The organism is Ruegeria sp. CDSB114, from assembly GCF_059611025.1.
On the sequence record NZ_JBXWOT010000001.1, the window covers coordinates 24211 to 43292 of the forward strand.

A 19082-nucleotide genomic window follows, 5' to 3' on the forward strand; every position below is an offset into this window, starting at 1 on the left:
GAACTTCCTTAGTTTCGCTTGTCCGGTGGGTGGGTGCCGCCGGGGTTATTCTGCGGCCTTTTTGTCGCTCTTGATCGAGGCGATCACTTTCTCGCCCCATCTCAACTGTTCTTTTAGATCGTCAATGGCCTGGGTCAGCTCTTCACGCCGGGATTCCATATCGGCAAGCCGCTCGCACGCGATCTCATAGGTGCGGGTCATCTGCGTAACCTGCTGATCACCTACGTGATACAAATCAAGAAGCTGGCGAATTTCTTCCAGGCTGAAGCCAAAGCGTTTGCCTCGCAGGATCAGCTTGAGACGCGCCCTGTCGCTTTTGGTGAACAGTCGTTTCTGCCCTTCGCGGATCGGAAACAAAAGTTCCTTTGCCTCGTAAAATCGTAATGTGCGCGGCGTTACATCATAGGTCTCGCACATTTCACGAATGGTCATCAGATCTTCGGTCATGGTTTCTGCACTCTTGCAACTGGCCTTCGTTAAGCTGATTTGCGCAGTCGATGCGCGTCTTACAGCACGTAGATGCCGTTCACGTAACGCGAACGCTGCGTCACAAATAAGTTGACGTAACTTCCGTTCGCGTCAAGGTTTCTACTGCAGGGAATTTCAGGACGTCACGTCAGATCACCTTCCAGATGCAATTTTCCAAACACGAAAAAGCATGCTGAAAGGGTAAAAGAGCCCAGGAAGGGTCTGTTTTTGGCTTTGGCAAATCCGATAGTAAACGCGGTCAGCCGGGCAGCAATGCCTAGTCTAACAATTTCGCGGTCTGGTCACGCATTTGTTCCAAGGCATCTATGGCTTCATCCAACTGTTTTTTCTGATTGTTCAGTTCGACAAGCTGATGTTCGGCCATTTCGATGAAGGCCTTCATCTGTGCCTGATTCCCCTGATCTTCGTAGATCAGCAGCCACTGGCGGATATCTTCCAGTGGAAATCCGTATTTCCGTCCCCGCATGATCAGCGTCATCCGAGCGCATTCCCTAGGCCCGTAATAGCGAGTTCGGCCTTCGCGGTCAGGCTGCAGAAGTTCGATATATTCATAGTAGCGCAGGGTACGTGGAGTCACGTCAAACTCGGCGCACATCTCTTTGAATGACAAACGGTTGTCGGGCATTCCTGGTCTCCTTCGAAACAGCGTAGGACGTGGCGACTTCAAGCGCAACAGGCGGGCTTGCTCTTTTGCTAGCCTGACGCTCATAAAGGGAGAAACAGAGAGGACACAAGTAGATGGTCGACAAAGCTGCTATAGCACGACAGTTTATTGAGGCCATTCCGCATGCCAAAGCTTTGGGTTTGACACTCACCAAAATGGGTAATGGCGAGGCCGAGATTTCGATGCCCTACAAGGCCGAACTGATCGGTGATCCACGCACGGGTGTGATCCATGGCGGGGCGGTTTTTGCCCTGCTTGACACCTGCTGCGGTTCCGCGGTCATGTGCCATCCTTCTTCGCCCGGCGCCACCGCGACAATAGATCTGCGGATAGACTACATGCGCCCGGCGACGCCAGGGCAGAGCATTACGACACATGCTGTCTGTTATCACATCACCAGAAACGTGGCCTTTGTCCGCGCAACTGCGATGGATGAGGACAAGGACCTGCCCGTGGCAACCGCCACCGGTTCATTCACAGTGGAGAGCCGATGATGTCACGACCTCGGCCCGAAGCCATGCAGCTCATCGAACAGCGTCGCGATGCAGCACTGAAGGCAATCGTGGATGGTGTTCCATATATTCAGTTTCTCGGAATCGAATTTGACCGGCGGGGAAATGAGTTGACCGGGGTACTGAACTTTGACCAAAAGCTGATCGGAAACCCGATGCTTCCGGCGCTTCATGGTGGTGTGACGGCTGCCTTTCTGGAAGTAACCGCGGTTATCACCCTGAGTTGGGAGTATTTCTTTCCCCGGATCGAAAACGGCGAATTGGATGCCAGCACGGTCTTTCAAGATGAAACCATCATGTTTCCAAAAACAGTCGATTTCACCGTTGATTACCTGCGATCGGGCTTGCCTCGGGATGCCTATGCGCGTGCCTTTGTTCGCCGATTAGGGCGCCGGTATGCGTCGGTTCGTGTCGAAGCGTGGCAGGACAATCATCAGCGTCCTTTCGCACAGGCCAGCGGGCATTTTCTGATGCCGCAGTCCAAATCGAAAGCTGAGTAGATTTCCATGCAAGACGCCTCGGCACCCATCACGCACAGGCGCGTGCTTAAAATTGCAGCACCCATCGTGCTGTCGAATGCCACGGTTCCGATCCTTGGGGCCGTGGATACTGGCGTAGTCGGGCAGATGGGTCTGGCTGCGCCGATTGGGGCTGTTGGGATGGGGGCCGTGATTCTGGCCTCGATCTACTGGATATTCGGCTTTCTGAGGATGGGGACCACCGGCCTGGCGGCGCAGGCGCGCGGGGCAGGTGACACTGCAGAAACCGGTGCGCTGCTGATGCGGGGCATATTGCTGGGCAGTGCGGCAGGTATGGTTTTCATATTGGCCCAAGTCCTTTTGTTCAAAGGGGCTTTTGCCCTTTCCCCCGCCAGCCCCGAGGTTGAGGCGCTGACCCGCGACTATCTGCGGATACGCATCTGGGGTGCGCCGGCAACGATTGCGCTGTTCGCCATCACTGGCTGGTTGATTGCGATTGAACGTACGCGTGGGGTCTTTGTCCTGCAGGTCTGGATGAACGGGCTGAATATTCTGCTGGATCTGTGGTTTGTGCTTGGTCTGGGTTGGGGCGTCGAGGGGGTGGCCATCGCGACGCTCATCGCCGAGTGGAGCGGGCTGGCACTGGGTCTCTGGCTCTGCCGCAGTGCTTTTACCGGGAATCAATGGCGTGACTGGCCGCGAATTTTCGATCCCACGCGTCTGCGTCGGATGATGCAGGTGAATGGTGACATCATGGTCCGCTCGGTATTGCTGACCGGCGCCTTTACCACATTCCTCTTCGTCGGGTCGGATCTGGGGGATGTTAATCTGGCAGCCAATCAGGTCTTGCTGCAGTTTCTCGAAATCACCGCCTTTGCACTGGATGGGTTCGCCTTTTCCGCCGAAGCACTGGTCGGCGGCGCCATTGGCGCGCGGGATCGGCATCAGGTGCGCCGAGCCGCGGCCATGGCTTCGCAATGGGGGGTAGGGGGTGCATTTGTACTTGGTGCGGTTTTCTATCTGGCCGGGCCAGCGTTGATCGACCTGATGTCAACTGCACCTGAGGTGCGACTAGCCGCACGCGAGTATCTGGTCTGGGCGGCGCTGGCGCCGGTGATCGGTGTGGCAAGCTGGATGTTTGACGGCATCTACATAGGCGCGACCTGGACGCGCGCAATGCGCAATGCGATGATCCATTCGGTTGCGATTTATGTTTTGGCCCTGTTCATATTGGTGCCTGCGCTCGGCAATCACGGCCTTTGGGCCGCGCTGATGATCTTGAACATCGCGCGTGCCTGCACGCTGGGATGGCGATACCCCAAGCTTGAGGCTTTGGTCGCCTAAAGAAGGTCCAGAAGGGATTCAGTAGGGCGACCAATGGCTGCGTTGTCCCCTTTGATTGCAAGCGGACGCTCGATCAAAATCGGATAGGCCGCCATTGCTGTGATCAGGTCATCCTGAGCGGTATTCTTGGTTAGGCCCAGTTCCTTGAACAGCTTTTCGCTAGTCCGCATCAGGTCGATGGCGGGGATATCAAGGCGTGTAAGTACGGCCCGGATTTCGTCTGCCGAGGGCGTATCCTCAAGGTATTTGCGAATTTCGACCTGCGCTCCGTTTTCCTCAAGCAAAGCGAGCCCTGCGCGAGACTTAGAGCATCTTGGATTGTGCCAGTATTCGATCATATCCAGTCCTGTCTTTTGCTTCCAACGGCCTGCGCAACTGTTTCAAACCCGTCGCGCGCCAGAAAGTCATCCAAGCCTCGCGCGATTTCCGCCGCAAGTGAGATACCACCGAAAACCATCGCGGTGTAGAATTGCACGGCCGAAGCACCGGCGCATATCTTGGCATAGGCCTGTTCTGCTGTGCTGATGCCACCAACGCCGATCAACGGAATCTGACCGTCGGTCAAATGGCTAAACCGGGCAAGAACGCGGGTGGATTTTTCGAACAAAGGCGCGCCGGACAGGCCGCCTGCTTCGTCTTTGTGTGCGCTGCGCAACCCATCGCGCGACAAAGTGGTGTTCGAGGCGATGACCGCATCAACGCCCGATGCATGGGCCACTTCGGCGATATCCCGCAGCTCATCCTCGGTCAGATCGGGGGCGATCTTGAGGAATACTGGTAGAGGGCGCATTAGGGTGTTTCGGGTTTCGATCACGCCGCTCAACAGAGCGCTCAGCGCCGCTTTGCCTTGCAAATCCCGCAGCTTTTCAGTGTTCGGAGATGACACGTTGACCGTAGCGAAATCCAGATGCGCCCCACAATGGGCCAGTACCTTGGCAAAGTCGCCGGGTCGATCATCGCTGTCTTTGTTCGCACCAAGGTTCAGTCCGATCACCGCATCCCTGGGGCGCGCTGCCAGACGACGGGCCATTGCCTCCATCCCTTCGTTGTTAAAGCCAAAGCGGTTGATGGCAGCCTGGTCTTCGGTCAGGCGGAATAGGCGCGGCCTGGGATTGCCGGGCTGCGGGCGTGGGGTAACGGCACCGACTTCGATGAACCCAAACCCGGCGCGAGACAGGGGGCCAAGAACCTCTCCGTTCTTGTCGAACCCAGCTGCCAGACCAACCGGATTGGGCAGATCCAGCCCGGCGATTTTGGTCCGCAAACGCGGCGAGGTGACCGGCCCCGGCGCAGGCGTAAGCCCCGCTTTCAGGGCCTTGATCGACAGGGTATGTGCGGTTTCCGGATCCAGCCGGTGCAGGGCAGCCAGCCCCAGCTTTTCAGTCAGTTTCATCCAAACATTTCTCCGCCTTCGGTCGGCGCGCACCGGATCAGGCGAGAGGTCTTCACCGCAGCCTGACGATGCACGACCGCCTGTTTGTAATCAGGGTCGGATATCATTTCCAGAAAGGCATGGGCCGATGGGTAACGCGCGATAAATACCGCGTCCCATAGCTCATCCTTTGGGCCAATCAACGTAGTCTGAAACGCGCCGCGCCAAATGATCTTTGCCCCAAGGCGGGTAATGATCGGCGCGGTTTCGATCCCATAATTTCGATAGGCCTGAGCGCCCGACAGACCGCTTTTGGCCAGTTCGTGCCCCGATGGATATTCGGCCCGGTCGCGGAACCTCACCAGGTTCAGCATCTCAATAGGCTGGTCACGATCCAGTACCTTGAAGGCCTCAAACTGGGCGCGATCCGGGTCTATATACCCCGTCATTTCATGTCGTCCGGGAAGTGATGCGCCTTGCCGTCAAAGGGCAGGGGGCAAGACCAGATAATGTCGGTCATACGGATTTGACGGTAGAGATGCGGAAACAGAGCCTCCCCCCGCGAAACCTCCCACTTCAGGTCCTCGCCCATCGCGTCAGCATCGCAGGCCAACAGCGTCAAACCTTCGGCGCCAGCAAAATGCTTGGCAGCGGTTTCCGCAGCTTGTTCAGCTGTCGAAAAGTGGACAAAACCGTCCGAAACATCAATCGGAGCACCATCCGTGGCGCCATCGGTCTGCAGCGCCGTCCATTCGTTGGCGCGGAAAATCTTGTAAATCAGCATAGAACGGTCATGCCCCGCGCTGCGGCTAGATTCAAGCCGGATTTCCCCCTTTGACTCTTTGCTGAAGGCGGCGCAACATCTTGGCAATTAACAAAGGGAGTTAAAATATGTTCACCCGTTTCCTAGCCTCGGCTGCTGTGCTGGGTTTGACTGCAGGAATGGCCGCCGCCGAATATAAACTGACCATTCTGCACACCAACGACTTTCATTCGCGTATCGAGCCGATCAACAAATATGACAGCGGCTGTAGTTCAGATGACAACGCCGAAGGTAAGTGTTTTGGCGGATCTGCCCGTCTCGTGACAGCAGTGGAAGAAGCCCGCGGACGTGCCGAAAACTCGATCCTGGTAGATGGCGGCGATCAGTTTCAGGGCTCGTTGTTCTATACCTATTACAAGGGCAAGGTCGCGGCCGAGTTCATGAACAAACTGGGCTATAACGCTATGACCGTGGGCAACCACGAATTCGATGATGGCCCGGAAGTCCTGCGCGGCTTTATCGACACGGTTGATTTCCCGGTGCTGATGTCGAACGCGGATTTTTCCGGCGAAGAATTGCTGAATGGCAAGATCAAAAAGTCTACAGTGATTGAAGTCGGCGGAGAAAAAGTTGGCCTTGTTGGCCTGACGCCGGAAGACACGCATGAACTGGCCTCTCCTGGCCCGAACATCACATTCTCGGACCCGGTTCCCGCGGTTCAGGCCGAAGTGGACAAGCTAACCGCGGAAGGCGTGAACAAGATCATCGTTCTCAGCCATTCGGGATATGCTGTCGACCAGCGTGTTGCACAGGAAACGACCGGCGTTGACGTAATCGTAGGTGGGCATTCCAATACATATTTGTCCAACGTTTCTGACAAGGCTGTTGGCCCCTATCCGACAGTGGTCGATGGCGTGCAGATCATTCAGGCCTATGCCTATGGCAAATTCCTGGGCGAGCTGAATGTCACTTTTGATGACGACGGAAATGTTGTCGCGGCGGCTGGTGAGCCGCTGATCATGGACAACAACGTGGCCGAAGATCAGGCCTCGCTGGACCGTATCGCGGAACTGGCCGCTCCTTTGGACGAAATCCGCAATAAGGTCGTGGCCAGCACGTCTGAGGCGATTGAGGGTGACCGTTCGATCTGTCGTGTTCAGGAATGTCAGATGGGCAATTTGGTCGCTGATGCCATGCTTGCGCGGGTTGCAGATCAGGGCGTTCATATCGCGATTGCGAACTCTGGCGGCTTGCGTGCTTCGATTGACCCCGGCGATGTGACCATGGGTGAAGTTCTGACCGTGCTGCCGTTCCAGAATACGCTTTCAACCTTTGAGATCAGCGGACAAGGCATCGTTGACGCGCTTGAAAATGGCGTGAGCCAGGTAGAAGAGGTCAAGGGCCGCTTTCCGCAGGTTGCCGGTCTGACCTTTGTTTGGGACGCATCGGTGGCACCAAACGAAGGGCGCGTATCAGAGGTCATGGTATCTAACGGCGATGGGCTTACCCCGATTGATCCGGCGGCGACTTACCTTGTCGTTACCAATAACTACGTCAGAAATGGCGGTGACGGGTACAGTATGTTCGAAGGCGACGATAAAAATGCCTATGACTTTGGCCCGGATCTGGCGGATGTCACGGCGGAATACCTAGCCGAAAACGCGCCTTACCAGCCTTATCTGGACGGTCGCATCAAGCAAAAGTAAGGCGACCAGAGCGAAACGAAAAGGGCCGCACCTTGGGATGCGGCCCTATTTCATTCAGCTAACCTTCAGCCTTGATCAATGTCGTATTCCGGCCAAAGCCCTGTATCAAAACCCGCAAGCATGGGCTGGATATGTTCCGACACAGATCGCCATCCCCCAATGGATTTGGTTGAGATTTTGTTGCGAACCTGGTCGATACTGGCAGTCCGGACCTGTTTGGTATTCTCTTCCGGATGCATCATCGTCTCGGTCCATTCGAGGTCGCAGAAAGCGGCGACCTGCTTGCTATAGGTTTCGGGGTCCGCGACAAGCTTTTCATATGGAACGGTCAGGATCTTGTCGCCAAAAACAGCATCCCAATGCGCCATATAGCGACGATACAGGTTGGCAGAATGGGCGATGGTTTCAAGATTCGAGGCATAGTTCATGCCCCCCGCAGGGAACCGGCGGATCCATTTCGAAAGACCGACATCGCGCGGATCACGCAGCATGTTTATTATCTTGGCGTTTGGGAATGCCGACAACAGGAAGCCGACCCGCTGAAAATTGTGGGGCATCTTGTCAACAAAAGTGGTCGAGCCATCGGGGATCGGCGGCATCAACTCTCGGAACTCTTTGGCATATTTCGCTGCGGCAGTGGAATCGAAGGTCTTGCGATGTTGTGCGTAGTCGCGCGAAAGATCGGCCCCAACCGTCAGTTCGCCGCAGCCAGCAATGTCTGGCGCGGAGCTCAGCATCATTTCCATGAGCGTTGTGCCAGAGCGCGGCTGGCCCAGAACGAAGATCGGAACCGGCTGATCGGTTTGTTCGGACCAAGGAACTCTTCCCCCTACAGGGAACAGGCCAGTGATACGTTCGAACTTCTGTTCTTCCGCCTCTAAATCATAGGGTTTGACATTGTGTTGGATGGCATTGGCACGTGCAAATTGCGGCAGTGCTGCGCCAAGGCTATCGGCTTTTTGGATCAGGTGGGCCTTGGCAAATTCCAGTTCCGACAACTCGTGTACGCTTTCGGATATCGCTGCTTCTACCGCCTCCATCAGTTTCGGGGCGCCCTCTTTGCTGGACATTGTCGAAAGCTGAAGAAGGGTGGCAACATGGAAAGGTTCTTTGGCGTAGATGCCCTGCAGAATATTGGCGCATCCCTTTTTGTCGCCACTCTGGTGCAGATTTACGGCTTTTTGAAAGGCTATCTTTTCGTTGTCCGGTGCCAATTCATACGCCTTGGTTATATCGCGTGAGTTGTGCTCGATATAACCGATGCGGCCATAGGCGCGGGCACGAGTCGACAACAGGCTGACATTTTCAGGGTCGCTTTGAAGTTTTTTGGTCACGTGATCAATGATCAGGCGCCAATTCTGTCCTTTCAGCGTAATCTCATCAATGACCCGGTTCAGTTCCTTGCTGGCTGGGAATTTTTCGGCCTTGAGTTCGGCATATTCCAAGGCTTTGGCCATCTGGCCGGTTTGCATAAGAGCATTGGCGAGGTTTTCGACGAATTGCGGATCGTCAGGTTTCATCCGCGCGGCTTCGACAAAATGCGGGATCGACCTTTTATACTGTTTCATCTCGGTCAGAACAAAACCGGAAATGGCATGAAAATCCGAGTCGGTCGGAAACTTTTTTACGCCAAGTTGAGCCTTTTTCAGCGCAGCCTGGAATTTGCCTTCTTCCAGCGCTGCGACAGCTTTGACTTTTAAGGTTTTCGCCGTTTGATTTTGCATATGACCCCGTGAGAACCTGTGCCTGTAGAAAACGATTGTTGAAAGTTCATTACCTATGTGCGGACGGTTTGCAATAACCCTTCCAAATGATGCCATGGCCCAGTTGTTTTCTGCGCGCCCGGCCAATGCTCTGCCTGTTGTCCCGAATTTCAACGTTTGTCCGACATGTCAGGTGCATGTGGTCAGGGCAGGCGAAACCGGGCGTCAGTTGGATGCCTTGCGTTGGGGGTTTTTACCACACTGGTACAAGTCTAAAACCGCTGGGCCATTGTTGATCAATGCCCGCGCCGAAACGCTAGCTGAAAAACCGGCTTTCAGGGCGGTCTGCAGAGAACGCAGATGTCTGATCGTTGCTAGCGGGTTTTATGAATGGACCAAAACCGAGAGCGGAGACCGGCTGCCCTGGTATATTTTCAGAAAAGACGGGGCCCCGATTGCTTTTGGCGGGGTATGGCAAGATTGGGGCCCCGAGGGCGACCAGAAGGGAACATGCGCTATCGTTACGACACCAGCGAACCGCAATTTGGGCAGAATTCATCACCGCATGCCCCTGATTGTTGAACCCGAAAACTGGCCTTTATGGTTGGGTGAAGTGGGCAAAGGGGCTGCGCGGCTGCTGTCTCCGGGGCAGGAAGATATTCTTACCTTTCATCGTGTCGATCCGGGCGTCAATTCCAATCGGGCCAGTGGACCGACGCTTGTCGATCCCATCGCAGATTGACACCGTGCCTTTCCATCCGGTTCAACGCGGGTTAGATCGTTGACATGGTTCTGAAAATCACCAGCCTTCAGCAGTTATACGCGCATGAGTTCGACACAACCATAGACGTGCGCAGCCCGGCTGAATTTGCGGAGGATCATTTGCCCGGGTCTATCAACCTGCCAGTTCTGGATAACGACGAACGGGCGCGCGTCGGGACGATCTATGTCCAGGAAAGCCCGTTTCTGGCCCGCAAGCTGGGGGCGGCTCTGGTTTTCAGGAATGCGGCCAACCACATTGAACACAGCCTGTCCCATCACGAAGGAGGGTGGAAACCCCTTGTATATTGCTGGCGCGGTGGGCAGAGATCTGGTTCGTTTACCTGGATGCTACAACAGATTGGCTGGCGGGCCGAGGTTGTCGAGGGCGGCTATCGGGCTTATCGCCGCTTGGTGAGCCGGTATCTGTATGACGATCCGTTGCCGTTTCAATTCGTCCTTCTGGATGGGTATACGGGCACAGCAAAGACCGAGCTGCTTACACACCTTCAGGAACGTGGTGTCCAGGTTCTGGATCTCGAAGGGCTTGCCAATCACCGGGGGTCGTTGCTGGGGGCAATACCGGGCGGACAACCCAGTCAAAAGGCATTCGAATCCGCGCTGGCCGCAGAACTTTGTGGTTTTGACCCCACCCGTCCTGTCGTAGTCGAAGCGGAATCGTCCAAAATCGGCTCTTTGATCCTGCCGCCGAGGCTTTGGTCCGCCATGTGTGCGGCCGTGCGTATTCAGATTGATGCCCCGATAGAAGCGCGCGCGGAATATCTGGTCTCGGCATATGACGATGTCCTCAGCGATGCCGAGCGGTTGAAAGATCTCCTGTCGCCGCTGAGGTCTCACCGTGGGCATGAGGTGGTGGATAGTTGGTTTGCGCTTATTGACGGGGATAACAAGTTGGCCCTTACACGGTCACTTATGGAACAGCATTACGACCCGGCTTATGCCAAGTCCGCGCGCGTACACAGCGCCGAAATTGTAGCCTCGATCCAGGTGCCCTCGCTGGCAAGTGCCGGTCTGAAAGAGGTCGCTGTGCGGGTCGAACAGGTCCTGGATCAGCTCTGAAGTTTTAAACCCGGCGTATCGTCGATCATGCCGATGATTGCTGCCGGATATCCAGCCGCACGTAGGTCTGCACACAGGCCTGGCGCGTCATCGGCTTGGACAGCGGCCAATAGCCCTCCGGCGGTTTGAGGATCGAAAAGAAGATCAGCCTTGGGTCCGTTGGCGAGTTCAGGCGCGATGGCGCGGTTGTCCTCGAAGATCGTGGACCGAACACCGCTTGCGCTGAGCTCTACGGCCCCGGCCATCACGGGAACCGCATCCAGAGCAATTACCGCACCGCAACCCGAGGCACCGCAAATACCCTGCAGATGCCCTGCCAGACCAAACCCGGTCACATCGGTCATCGCATGGGCGCTGAACAGAATGCGCGCGGCTTCGCCTTGCGGCTGAACCATGTGGCGGAACGCCTCTGCGACCCAGATGCCATTGGCCAAACCGGCCATTTCAGCGGCCATGATCACGCCGCTGCCAATCGGCTTGGTCAGGATCAAAGCGTCGCCCTTGCGGGCCCCGGACAAGATGATCGGGTCGTTTTCGCACAGGCCGGTCAGAGTGAACCCGATGGTCATCTCATCCCCCATCGAACTGTGGCCTCCGACGATTTCGGCCCCGGTTGCGCGGATGACGTCACTGGCGGTGGCCATGATTTCTGACATGGTACGTTGTTGCAGTGCGGGTGACATCCGAGGCAGAATAATCGTCGCGGTGGCGGCCTGCGGTGCCGCACCCATCGCCCAGATATCACCTAATGCGTGAATGGCCGTGATCCGTGTCATCAAAACCGGATCATTGGTAAAGCTGCGCAAATGGTCCGAGGTCATCACCTGTCGCGCGCCGCCGGTGAGAAGCAAAGCCGCATCGTCACCTGAAAGCGGTATTACGTCTTGCCGATCGGGGGGCGGTAAATCAGACAGAACACTGCGCAAAGCGCGACGCCCAATCTTTGCGCCGCACCCACCGCACATAGGCTTTTCACCCAGGACTTCGGGCACGCCCAAAGCGTGGTCGCGGGGCAACTCTGCTGCTTTCATCTGCGGCAGATTCCGGAACTTATTCATGAAATTCTGGTCGATATGGTTCTTCCATTTCCACATCAACGGACCACTGAGCGAGGTTCCCAATCGCTCGGCCAATGCGGATTTCCCACCCAGCGATATCAGCTTGAGGTAATCTTTTTGCGGATGATAGGGGCGCATCTTTCCGACACCCAGTGAGGCCCGAAGATTGTCGTAAAGAACCGGGGCTTCTCGGACGGCATAGACACCTGCTTTTGGTCTGGGGTTTTCTGACAGATGGGCACAATCGCCGGCTGCGAACACAAAAGGATTGCTGGACTGCAACCTGCTATTCACCGTGATATAGCCATTGTGAAGATCCAGCCCGGACTGCGCCATCCAACCATAGGGTTTGGCCCCCGCCGCCCCCGTTACGAATTCAGCCGCAATCTGGCGCCCGTCCTCCAACCGGATGTGATCCGCATGAATTTCAACGATGGCGGCCTGTTCGATCACGTCGATGCCCAGCTCAGCCATTGCAGTGCGAATGATCGAAGCCGCCTTGGCGCCAATCGCGCTCAAGGCCCGAGCACTTTCGATCAGGGTCAGCCGGGCGCTGCGGTTAGCAGAGCGCAGAGCGTGCGCCATCGCCATGATCAACTCGACCCCGGCAACACCACCACCGATCACGGCAACCGAGGCGGCGCCTGCGCCAGATTGGTACTCGGCCCACCTGGCGGCAAAAGACCCTAACGGTTTTGCGGGGACCGCATGGTCGGAAAATCCAGGCAGGGCCGGCATGTCGGATGTAATGCCAACATTAACCGAGGCTACATCATAGGCGACGGGCGGTCGGCCGGGCACATGTACCTCTTGCCGGTCAGGGTCTAACCCTTCGACGGCACCCAATATCACCCGTGCCCCGGCAAAGCGAGCCAAGCGCACCAGATCAATATCCAGGTCATCCCGGCGGTAATGACCGGCAACGAAACCGGGCAGCATCCCTGAATAGGGGGCTGAAGGCGCGGGGTTGATGACCGTCAGGCGCGCGCCAGGCAGGGGGTTCATCCCCCATTTTCGCAACACCAGCGCGTGCGTATGACCGCCGCCGATAAGAACCAGATCGCGGGTCAGGGGTAACGGAGGTCTATGCATAGGTATCAGGTGTTTCTGTGATCAGGAACGTCTTCGACTTGTTCGACCGCATGTGTGGCCCAGATTTTGTCCTCACCCGCGTCCGGCAGATCCTGCGGCTTTTCATGGCGGTGAATATGCCATTTGGCAATAAACAGGGCCGTGATCGGAGCAGTCAGGAACAGAAACAGCGTGATCAGCAGCTCGTGCAGAGACAGGTGATGTTCGATCAATACGGAATGGATGATTGAGGCGATCAGAACGCCACCCACCCCAAGCGTTGTCGCTTTGGTGGGGGCGTGAAGCCTGGACATCGGGTCCTTTAGCTTGATCATCCCGTACGATCCGACAAAACCAAATATGCCTGAAACAACCAGGAAGAAGGCGACCAGGAATTCGAAGATTACCGACATATCGCCCTCACTCGATGATATTGCCGCGCAGCATAAAACGCGCGTAGGCAACGGTTGAGACAAAGCCGAGCATGGCGATGATCATGGCAGCCTCGAAGAAGATTTCGGTCCCCAGAAATAGCCCGTAAAGCACCATAAGGGCGATTGTGTTGATCACCATCGTGTCCAGCGCCAGAACCCGGGTGCCCACTCCATCGGCCGTAATGATCCGCCACAGGCACATCATGATGGCTGCGCCGAAACAGGCAAAGGCAAAGTAGATTGCTAGCTCGATCATTCGAAAATCTCCTTTAGCCTGCGCTCGTATCGTTGCTTGATCTGATCCCGTACTTCGTCCGGGTTTGGCGCATCGAGGCAGTGTACCAGTAAGTTGTGACCCTGCGCGGACAGATCGCAACTGACGGTGCCGGGGGTCATGGTGATTGTCCCGGCCAGAACCGTAATCGCTTCGGGTGTGCGCAGTTCCAACGGAATGCAGACCCAGTTCGGTTCACGGTCGGAATCCCGTTTGAACAGGATGATCCTGGCAACTGTCATATTGGCGACAACAATGTCCCATAGAACCACCAATATGTATTCGGTGATCATCGGCCAATTCCGAAGAACGGGCCGGTCTGGCCAATACGGCTGTGTGACGAAGGGGATGATAATCCCCAGCACAAGGCCAAACACCAGTGAATTCAGCGATGGTGTGTTTGCCAGCAAAATCCACACGACCGTCAGCAGGAAAGTCAGATGCGGGTGCGGGAATATCCGGTGAAGCAGTTTTTTCATTCTTCCACTCCCAACACGGCCGAGATGTAGTTTTCGGGTGCAAACAACTGTTCCGCTGTGCTGGTAGCGTAGTTCATTGCAGGCCCGGCAAACAATGTCAGCATGACCAGACCGATGATCAAAGCAAATACCGACGTGAAGGCCAACCCGGGCGAAGGTTCCGGGGCTGTCTGAAAGGCGGTCTCGCCGTCAGTTGTATCGGCTTGGTCGGTGGCCAAGCTGGCGTCATGGCTTTTCCAAAAGATCAAAGTTCCGGCGCGGGCCAGCCCTACTATGGTTACGAATGAGCCGATCAATACCACAGCCCAGACCGTATTTGCGTCTGGTGCATCTCGCGCGGCGTCCAGGACCAGCAGTTTGCCGATGAACCCAGACAGGGGCGGCATCCCGGCCAAAGCAATCGCACCAATAAAGAACAGTGCGGAAATCAGTCCGGTCTGTGCCATAGGGTGCTTTGGGGCAATTGCGCCTCCGCGCCGCTCGATCACCAGATCAGCAATCAGGAACAACAGCGCCGTCGCAAGCGTCGAATGGTAGATATAGAACAAAGCGGCGGCGGTTGCTGTTTCGGTGAACAGGGAAATCGCGATCAGCAGGGTACCCATCGACGCGATTGCACAAAAGGCTACAAGGCGCGCGATGTGTCGTGAGCCCAATATGCCGATTGTACCAACGGCCAGAGTTACCAAAGCGGCAGGTTGCAGCCAGTTGATCACAAGATCATGCGCAACCAATACCTCGGGGCCAAAGCCAAGCGTGTACATGCGCAAGATCGAGTAGGCCCCGACCTTTGTCATGATCGCAAACAGCGCGGCAACTGGCATAGGAGCATTCGCATAGCTGGCCGGTAGCCAGAAATGCAGCGGCAGAACTGCAGCCTTAATGCAGAATACCAGCAGCAACAGGGCAGCACCCACTCTTATCAGAGCGGTGTCTTCGAGCGGAAGCTCGGCAATCCGCACAGCCATATCCGCCATGTTCAGCGTGCCGGTCACTGAATAGAGCGTGCCAAGGGCAAACAAAAACAGCGTTGAGCCCAAAAGGTTGTAGGCGACATATTGCACGCCTGCCTTGAGCCGAACGGCTCCACCGCCGTGCGTCATCAAACCGTAGGACGCGATCAGCAATACCTCGAAGAACACGAACAGGTTAAAGGCGTCACCTGTCAGAAAGGCACCGCATACGCCCATAAGCTGAAAGTGGAATAAGGGATGAAAGTGCTTGCCGCGTGCATCCCATCCGGAGGCAATCGCATAAAGCACTATCGGAAGGGCCAAAAGCGCGGTCAGCAAGACCATCATGGCAGATAACCGATCCAGCACCAGCACGATTCCAAAGGGCGCTGGCCAGTTGCCCAACTCATAGACCAGAATGTCTCCACCTGCGGCCTGTGCGGTGATTGTCAGGGCGATGCCAAGCAGGGCCACGACACCGGCGACCGAGAATATACGCTGCAAATCAAGGTGGTACCGCAGGACCATGATGATGAACGGAGCCAGAATCGCGGGCAGGACGACTGGCGCAACGATCCAATGGTTCATGCGTCTTCTCCCGGCGCGTCCGTATTGTCATGAGCGGCCATGTCGATGTGGTCATCCTTGGCCGACAGGTAAGCCGAAAGCGAGATCATCACGATCACCGCAGTCATCCCGAATGAAATCACGATGGCGGTCAGCACCAGGGCCTGCGGCAAGGGATCGGTATAGGCGACCTCTTCATATTTGTTCAGAACCGGCGGCGCGTCCAAAGCCAGCCGCCCGGTGGCAAACAAAAAGACGTTCACCGCATAGGTCAGTAGAGACAGTCCCAGAATGACTGGAAAAGTCCGGCGACGCAGGATCAGGAAAATCCCGGCGGCGGTCATCACGCCAACCGCAGAGGCTACGAGCGCTTCCATCAGACCTGCTCCTTTTCTTCTTGTTCTTCTTCAGGCGGATCGTCCCGCAGCGGGTTGATATCCATCGGGAATTCCTGCGCCATGCCGGGCTGCCAGGCCAAGCGGGACAGGCTATCCAGTGCCAGCATCACCGCGCCCAAAACCGCAAGGAACACGCCGGTATCGAACAGCATGGCGGTTGCCCATTCGAACTCTTCCAGCGGCGGCCAGGTCAGATATCCGAAATCACTGGTCAGGAAGGGACGTTCATTGAACCATGCGCCAATTCCAGTTGCTGCGGCGATCAGAACGCCCCAGCCGATTGTGCCGTGATAATAGAACCGTTGCCGTTCGATGGCCCAGGTATAGCCGCTGGCCATATATTGCATCAGATAGGCGATGGCGACGACCAGACCGGCGATGAACCCTCCGCCTGGCTGGTTATGGCCGCGGAAAAAGATATAGGCCCCGACCATCAGCGCGATCGGCATCATCACTCTTGTCGCCACGACCATCATCAACGGATGAGAGTCACCCGATTGCGGCCAGTGCGGTTTACGGTTCAGCAAATACCCCCGGACATTGGTTTCCAGAACCGCCTCGGTCAGGGCAAAGATGATCAGGGCGGCAATGCCCAGAACGATGATTTCGCCGAAGGTATCAAAGCCACGGAAATCCACCAGGATCACGTTGACCACATTGGTGCCTCCGCCGCCCTTATAGGAGTTGGCCAGATGGAATTCGGAAATGCTCGGGAAACCGAAATCCCGCAGCATCAACGCGTAGATCAACGCACCTGATCCGATGCCTGCCACGACCGAAATTGCCGCATCCCGCCAACGCCGCGCCGCGCTGCTGTCCCAGGGCGTGTCCGTGGGCAGGAAGTTCAGTGACAACAACAGCAGGATCATCGTCACTACCTCGACAGAAATCTGTGTCAGGGCAAGGTCGGGTGCGGACAGATAGTTGAAGGCCATCGAGACGATCAGGCCCACGACCCCGATCAGCACCAAGGACAACAGCCGGTTGCGGTGAAACCACATGATGGCCAGCGTCGCGGCGATCAGGCAGATCCAGCCAATGAACGGAATGATCTGAACGGGTAGGGGCGTGCGTGTTTCAACGCCAATAGATCCGGTGGCGAATGCATAATATCCCAGCCCAACTGTAAAGACGATCAGGATGGCGGCATACCGGCTGAGGACCCCGTTATGCAGAGTATCTGTGACCCAGCGGCTGGTTGTCGTAAGCGCAGCGATCACTGCGTCAAAAATGGTCTTCGCCTCGGGTCTGGGCAGCGCATTCCAGATAAACTCACCGCGCCGATGCTGTGCCAGCAAGGCCAGGCCACCCAGTGTCGCGAACGCGGACATATATAGGGCAGGCGTAAACCCGTGCCAGAGTTTCAGCGAATAATAGGGCAGTTTCTCGCCCCCGATTACCGCACTTGAAACAACCGCCACCAGCGGACCTACGATGGCGTTGGAATAAAGACCGATCAGGACGACAAGCACGACCAGGAAAGCGGGTGCAAGCCAAAGCCCGGCCGGTGGGTCATGTGGATGGGTTGGGTAATCGTCGCGTACTGGACCAAGGAACACGTGACCAACAAAGCGGAACGAATAGGCTGCAGAGAACAAGGCCGCCAGCAGCGCCAGTCCGGGCACAAGATAATGCGAATGCAGCCAGGTTGTGTGGACCGTTTCCTCCAGCATCATCTCCTTGGACAGAAACCCGTTCAGCGGAGGTAGACCGGCCATGGAAAGTGCGGTAATCGTCCCGATGGTGAAGGTGATGGGCATCAAATGGCGCAATCCGCCCAGTCGCTTGATGTCGCGGGTCCCGGCCTCGTGATCCACGATCCCGGCGGTCATGAACAGGGCTGCTTTGAACGTCGCATGGTTGATGATGTGGAAGATGGCAGCAACGGCGGCTATCTTGGTTCCAAACCCCAGCAGCATGGTTATCAGACCCAGATGCGACACGGTCGAAAACGCCAGCAGCGCCTTGAGATCGTCTTTGAACAGGGCGATGCAGGCCCCGATCAGCATGGTTACCAGGCCGGTTGTGGCCACAATGTAGAACCACGCATCAGTACCCGCCAGAACGGGCCACATGCGGGCCATCAGGAACAACCCTGCCTTCACCATCGTGGCCGAGTGCAGATAGGCTGATACTGGCGTAGGGGCGGCCATCGCGTGTGGCAGCCAGAAATGGAAGGGGAACTGTGCCGATTTGGTGAAACACCCCAGCAAAATCAGGATCAGCGCTGGCATGTAATAGGGTGAAGACTGGATCAGCTCTTTGTTCTGGAGAATGACGCTTAGGTCATAAGAGCCAACGATATTGCCCAGGATCAGCATCCCCGCAATCATCGCCAAGCCGCCAGAGCCGGTCACAGCCAGCGCCATACGCGCGCCCTGTCGTCCCTCGGGGAGGTGTTTCCAATATCCGATCAAAAGGAATGAACTAAGCGAGGTAAGTTCCCAGAATATCAGCAAAAGCAGGATATTGTCCGACAGAACGATTCCCACCATCGCTCCCTGAAACAGCAGCAAATAGGTGTAAAACTGCCCCATCGGGTCTTCGCGCGATAGATAGAACCGGGCGTAGAGGATGATCAGCAAACCGATGCCAAGGATCAGCAGCGCGAACAGAAACCCAAGGCCGTCCAACATGAAATTGGCGTTTAGGCCCAGTGCCGGAATCCAGTCGAACCGGGCGGTAACGACCTCGCCGCGCATCACGGTTGGGATGTGAATCAACAGCCCCATCAGCGCCAGAAAAGTGGTCAACCCAGCGGCCGAGGCTGCTGCGTTTCGTCCAGCCCGGATCAAAAGGGCTGGGAATACAGCTCCGAGGAAGGGAAGGGCCGCGATGAGGAATAGGGACAACTGCGATACTCCGGTCTGGGCGGTCAAAAGTGCTATTGATTTTGTAAGGATAATTCGCGGAGTGTCCAGCGATTGCAAGCCATTCTGCCTGTTCAGGGGCCCCAAGGCAGAGGATGGTACAGGTA

The 19082-nt window shown here is 56.4% G+C and carries 20 protein-coding genes; 6 read left to right on the forward strand and 14 right to left on the reverse strand.

Translation table 11 applies throughout. The annotated features are described in order from the left end of the window. Positions 1-45 precede the first annotated feature (45 nt). Positions 46-447 (reverse strand): MerR family transcriptional regulator, encoded by a 402-nt coding sequence (locus AC2FIP_RS00110; RefSeq protein ID WP_142632817.1) that lies wholly within the window; start codon positions 445-447, stop codon positions 46-48. A gap of 298 nt (positions 448-745) precedes the next feature. Then, positions 746-1114 (reverse strand): MerR family transcriptional regulator, encoded by a 369-nt coding sequence (locus tag AC2FIP_RS00115; RefSeq protein ID WP_496784702.1) that lies wholly within the window; start codon positions 1112-1114, stop codon positions 746-748. Between the two features lie 113 nt (positions 1115-1227). Here AC2FIP_RS00115 and AC2FIP_RS00120 point away from each other — a divergent pair, with 113 nt between their 5' ends. Genes AC2FIP_RS00120 through AC2FIP_RS00130 form a run of 3 tightly spaced genes read left to right on the forward strand, consistent with a single transcriptional unit; the run spans position 1228 to position 3488 of the window. Beyond that, a complete protein-coding gene (locus AC2FIP_RS00120) occupies positions 1228-1647 on the forward strand; it encodes a PaaI family thioesterase (protein ID WP_142632821.1) in 420 nt (139 codons plus the stop codon). Further along, positions 1647-2165, forward strand: coding sequence for a PaaI family thioesterase (locus tag AC2FIP_RS00125; RefSeq protein WP_271948008.1), 519 nt, complete (start codon positions 1647-1649; stop codon positions 2163-2165). The genes AC2FIP_RS00120 and AC2FIP_RS00125 overlap by 1 nt, the downstream gene beginning before the upstream one ends. A gap of 6 nt (positions 2166-2171) precedes the next feature. Next, positions 2172-3488: an MATE family efflux transporter gene (locus AC2FIP_RS00130; RefSeq protein WP_142632825.1), complete on the forward strand. Its 1317-nt coding sequence runs from the start codon at positions 2172-2174 to the stop codon at positions 3486-3488. Here the strand turns inward: AC2FIP_RS00130 and arsC are convergent. Genes arsC through AC2FIP_RS00150 form a run of 4 tightly spaced genes read right to left on the reverse strand, consistent with a single transcriptional unit; the run spans position 3485 to position 5644 of the window. Further along, positions 3485-3826, reverse strand: a complete 342-nt coding sequence (gene arsC, locus AC2FIP_RS00135; protein WP_496784704.1) for an arsenate reductase (glutaredoxin) — start codon at positions 3824-3826, stop codon at positions 3485-3487. The genes AC2FIP_RS00130 and arsC overlap by 4 nt on opposite strands. Further along, complete coding sequence (locus AC2FIP_RS00140) at positions 3823-4881, reverse strand: quinone-dependent dihydroorotate dehydrogenase (protein WP_496784706.1); 1059 nt, start codon at positions 4879-4881, stop codon at positions 3823-3825. The genes arsC and AC2FIP_RS00140 overlap by 4 nt, the downstream gene beginning before the upstream one ends. Further along, positions 4878-5309, reverse strand: coding sequence for a DUF1330 domain-containing protein (locus AC2FIP_RS00145; RefSeq protein ID WP_496784708.1), 432 nt, complete (start codon positions 5307-5309; stop codon positions 4878-4880). Before AC2FIP_RS00145 ends, AC2FIP_RS00140 begins: the two co-directional genes overlap by 4 nt. After that, positions 5306-5644 (reverse strand): DUF952 domain-containing protein, encoded by a 339-nt coding sequence (locus AC2FIP_RS00150; RefSeq protein WP_496693347.1) that lies wholly within the window; start codon positions 5642-5644, stop codon positions 5306-5308. The genes AC2FIP_RS00145 and AC2FIP_RS00150 overlap by 4 nt, the downstream gene beginning before the upstream one ends. A gap of 107 nt (positions 5645-5751) precedes the next feature. On the opposite strand from AC2FIP_RS00150, the gene AC2FIP_RS00155 reads away from it, so the two are divergent. Continuing rightward, on the forward strand, positions 5752-7329 hold the full coding sequence (locus tag AC2FIP_RS00155; protein ID WP_142632834.1) for a bifunctional metallophosphatase/5'-nucleotidase: 1578 nt from the start codon (positions 5752-5754) through the stop codon (positions 7327-7329). 65 nt (positions 7330-7394) lie between these two features. Here the strand turns inward: AC2FIP_RS00155 and AC2FIP_RS00160 are convergent, their stop codons facing one another. Beyond that, positions 7395-9053 (reverse strand): tetratricopeptide repeat-containing sulfotransferase family protein, encoded by a 1659-nt coding sequence (locus AC2FIP_RS00160; RefSeq protein ID WP_496784710.1) that lies wholly within the window; start codon positions 9051-9053, stop codon positions 7395-7397. A gap of 55 nt (positions 9054-9108) precedes the next feature. Between AC2FIP_RS00160 and AC2FIP_RS00165 the strand changes: the two genes are divergently transcribed. Next, on the forward strand, positions 9109-9774 hold the full coding sequence (locus tag AC2FIP_RS00165; RefSeq protein WP_496784712.1) for an SOS response-associated peptidase: 666 nt from the start codon (positions 9109-9111) through the stop codon (positions 9772-9774). A gap of 44 nt (positions 9775-9818) precedes the next feature. Further along, a complete protein-coding gene (gene mnmH / locus AC2FIP_RS00170; protein WP_496784714.1) occupies positions 9819-10871 on the forward strand; it encodes a tRNA 2-selenouridine(34) synthase MnmH in 1053 nt (350 codons plus the stop codon). On the opposite strand, the gene selD is transcribed toward mnmH, so the two are convergent. The 7 genes from selD to AC2FIP_RS00205 are packed head-to-tail and all read right to left on the reverse strand — an operon-like array spanning position 10862 to position 18957. Continuing rightward, positions 10862-13021, reverse strand: coding sequence for a selenide, water dikinase SelD (gene selD, locus AC2FIP_RS00175; protein WP_496784716.1), 2160 nt, complete (start codon positions 13019-13021; stop codon positions 10862-10864). The two genes, mnmH and selD, sit on opposite strands and share 10 nt — an antisense overlap. Positions 13022-13026: 5 nt before the next feature. Continuing rightward, positions 13027-13413 carry a Na+/H+ antiporter subunit G gene (locus tag AC2FIP_RS00180; RefSeq protein WP_142632844.1) on the reverse strand — a complete coding sequence of 129 codons (387 nt, stop codon included), beginning with the start codon at positions 13411-13413 and terminating at the stop codon, positions 13027-13029. 7 nt (positions 13414-13420) lie between these two features. Further along, on the reverse strand, positions 13421-13690 hold the full coding sequence (locus AC2FIP_RS00185; protein WP_142632846.1) for a K+/H+ antiporter subunit F: 270 nt from the start codon (positions 13688-13690) through the stop codon (positions 13421-13423). Next, positions 13687-14187 carry a Na+/H+ antiporter subunit E gene (locus tag AC2FIP_RS00190; RefSeq protein ID WP_496692434.1) on the reverse strand — a complete coding sequence of 167 codons (501 nt, stop codon included), beginning with the start codon at positions 14185-14187 and terminating at the stop codon, positions 13687-13689. Before AC2FIP_RS00190 ends, AC2FIP_RS00185 begins: the two co-directional genes overlap by 4 nt. Next, positions 14184-15728 (reverse strand): monovalent cation/H+ antiporter subunit D, encoded by a 1545-nt coding sequence (locus AC2FIP_RS00195; RefSeq protein ID WP_496784718.1) that lies wholly within the window; start codon positions 15726-15728, stop codon positions 14184-14186. Before AC2FIP_RS00195 ends, AC2FIP_RS00190 begins: the two co-directional genes overlap by 4 nt. Further along, positions 15725-16084: a Na+/H+ antiporter subunit C gene (locus AC2FIP_RS00200; protein WP_142632852.1), complete on the reverse strand. Its 360-nt coding sequence runs from the start codon at positions 16082-16084 to the stop codon at positions 15725-15727. Before AC2FIP_RS00200 ends, AC2FIP_RS00195 begins: the two co-directional genes overlap by 4 nt. After that, positions 16084-18957, reverse strand: a complete 2874-nt coding sequence (locus AC2FIP_RS00205) for a monovalent cation/H+ antiporter subunit A (RefSeq protein WP_496784720.1) — start codon at positions 18955-18957, stop codon at positions 16084-16086. The genes AC2FIP_RS00200 and AC2FIP_RS00205 overlap by 1 nt, the downstream gene beginning before the upstream one ends. Positions 18958-19082 lie beyond the last annotated feature (125 nt).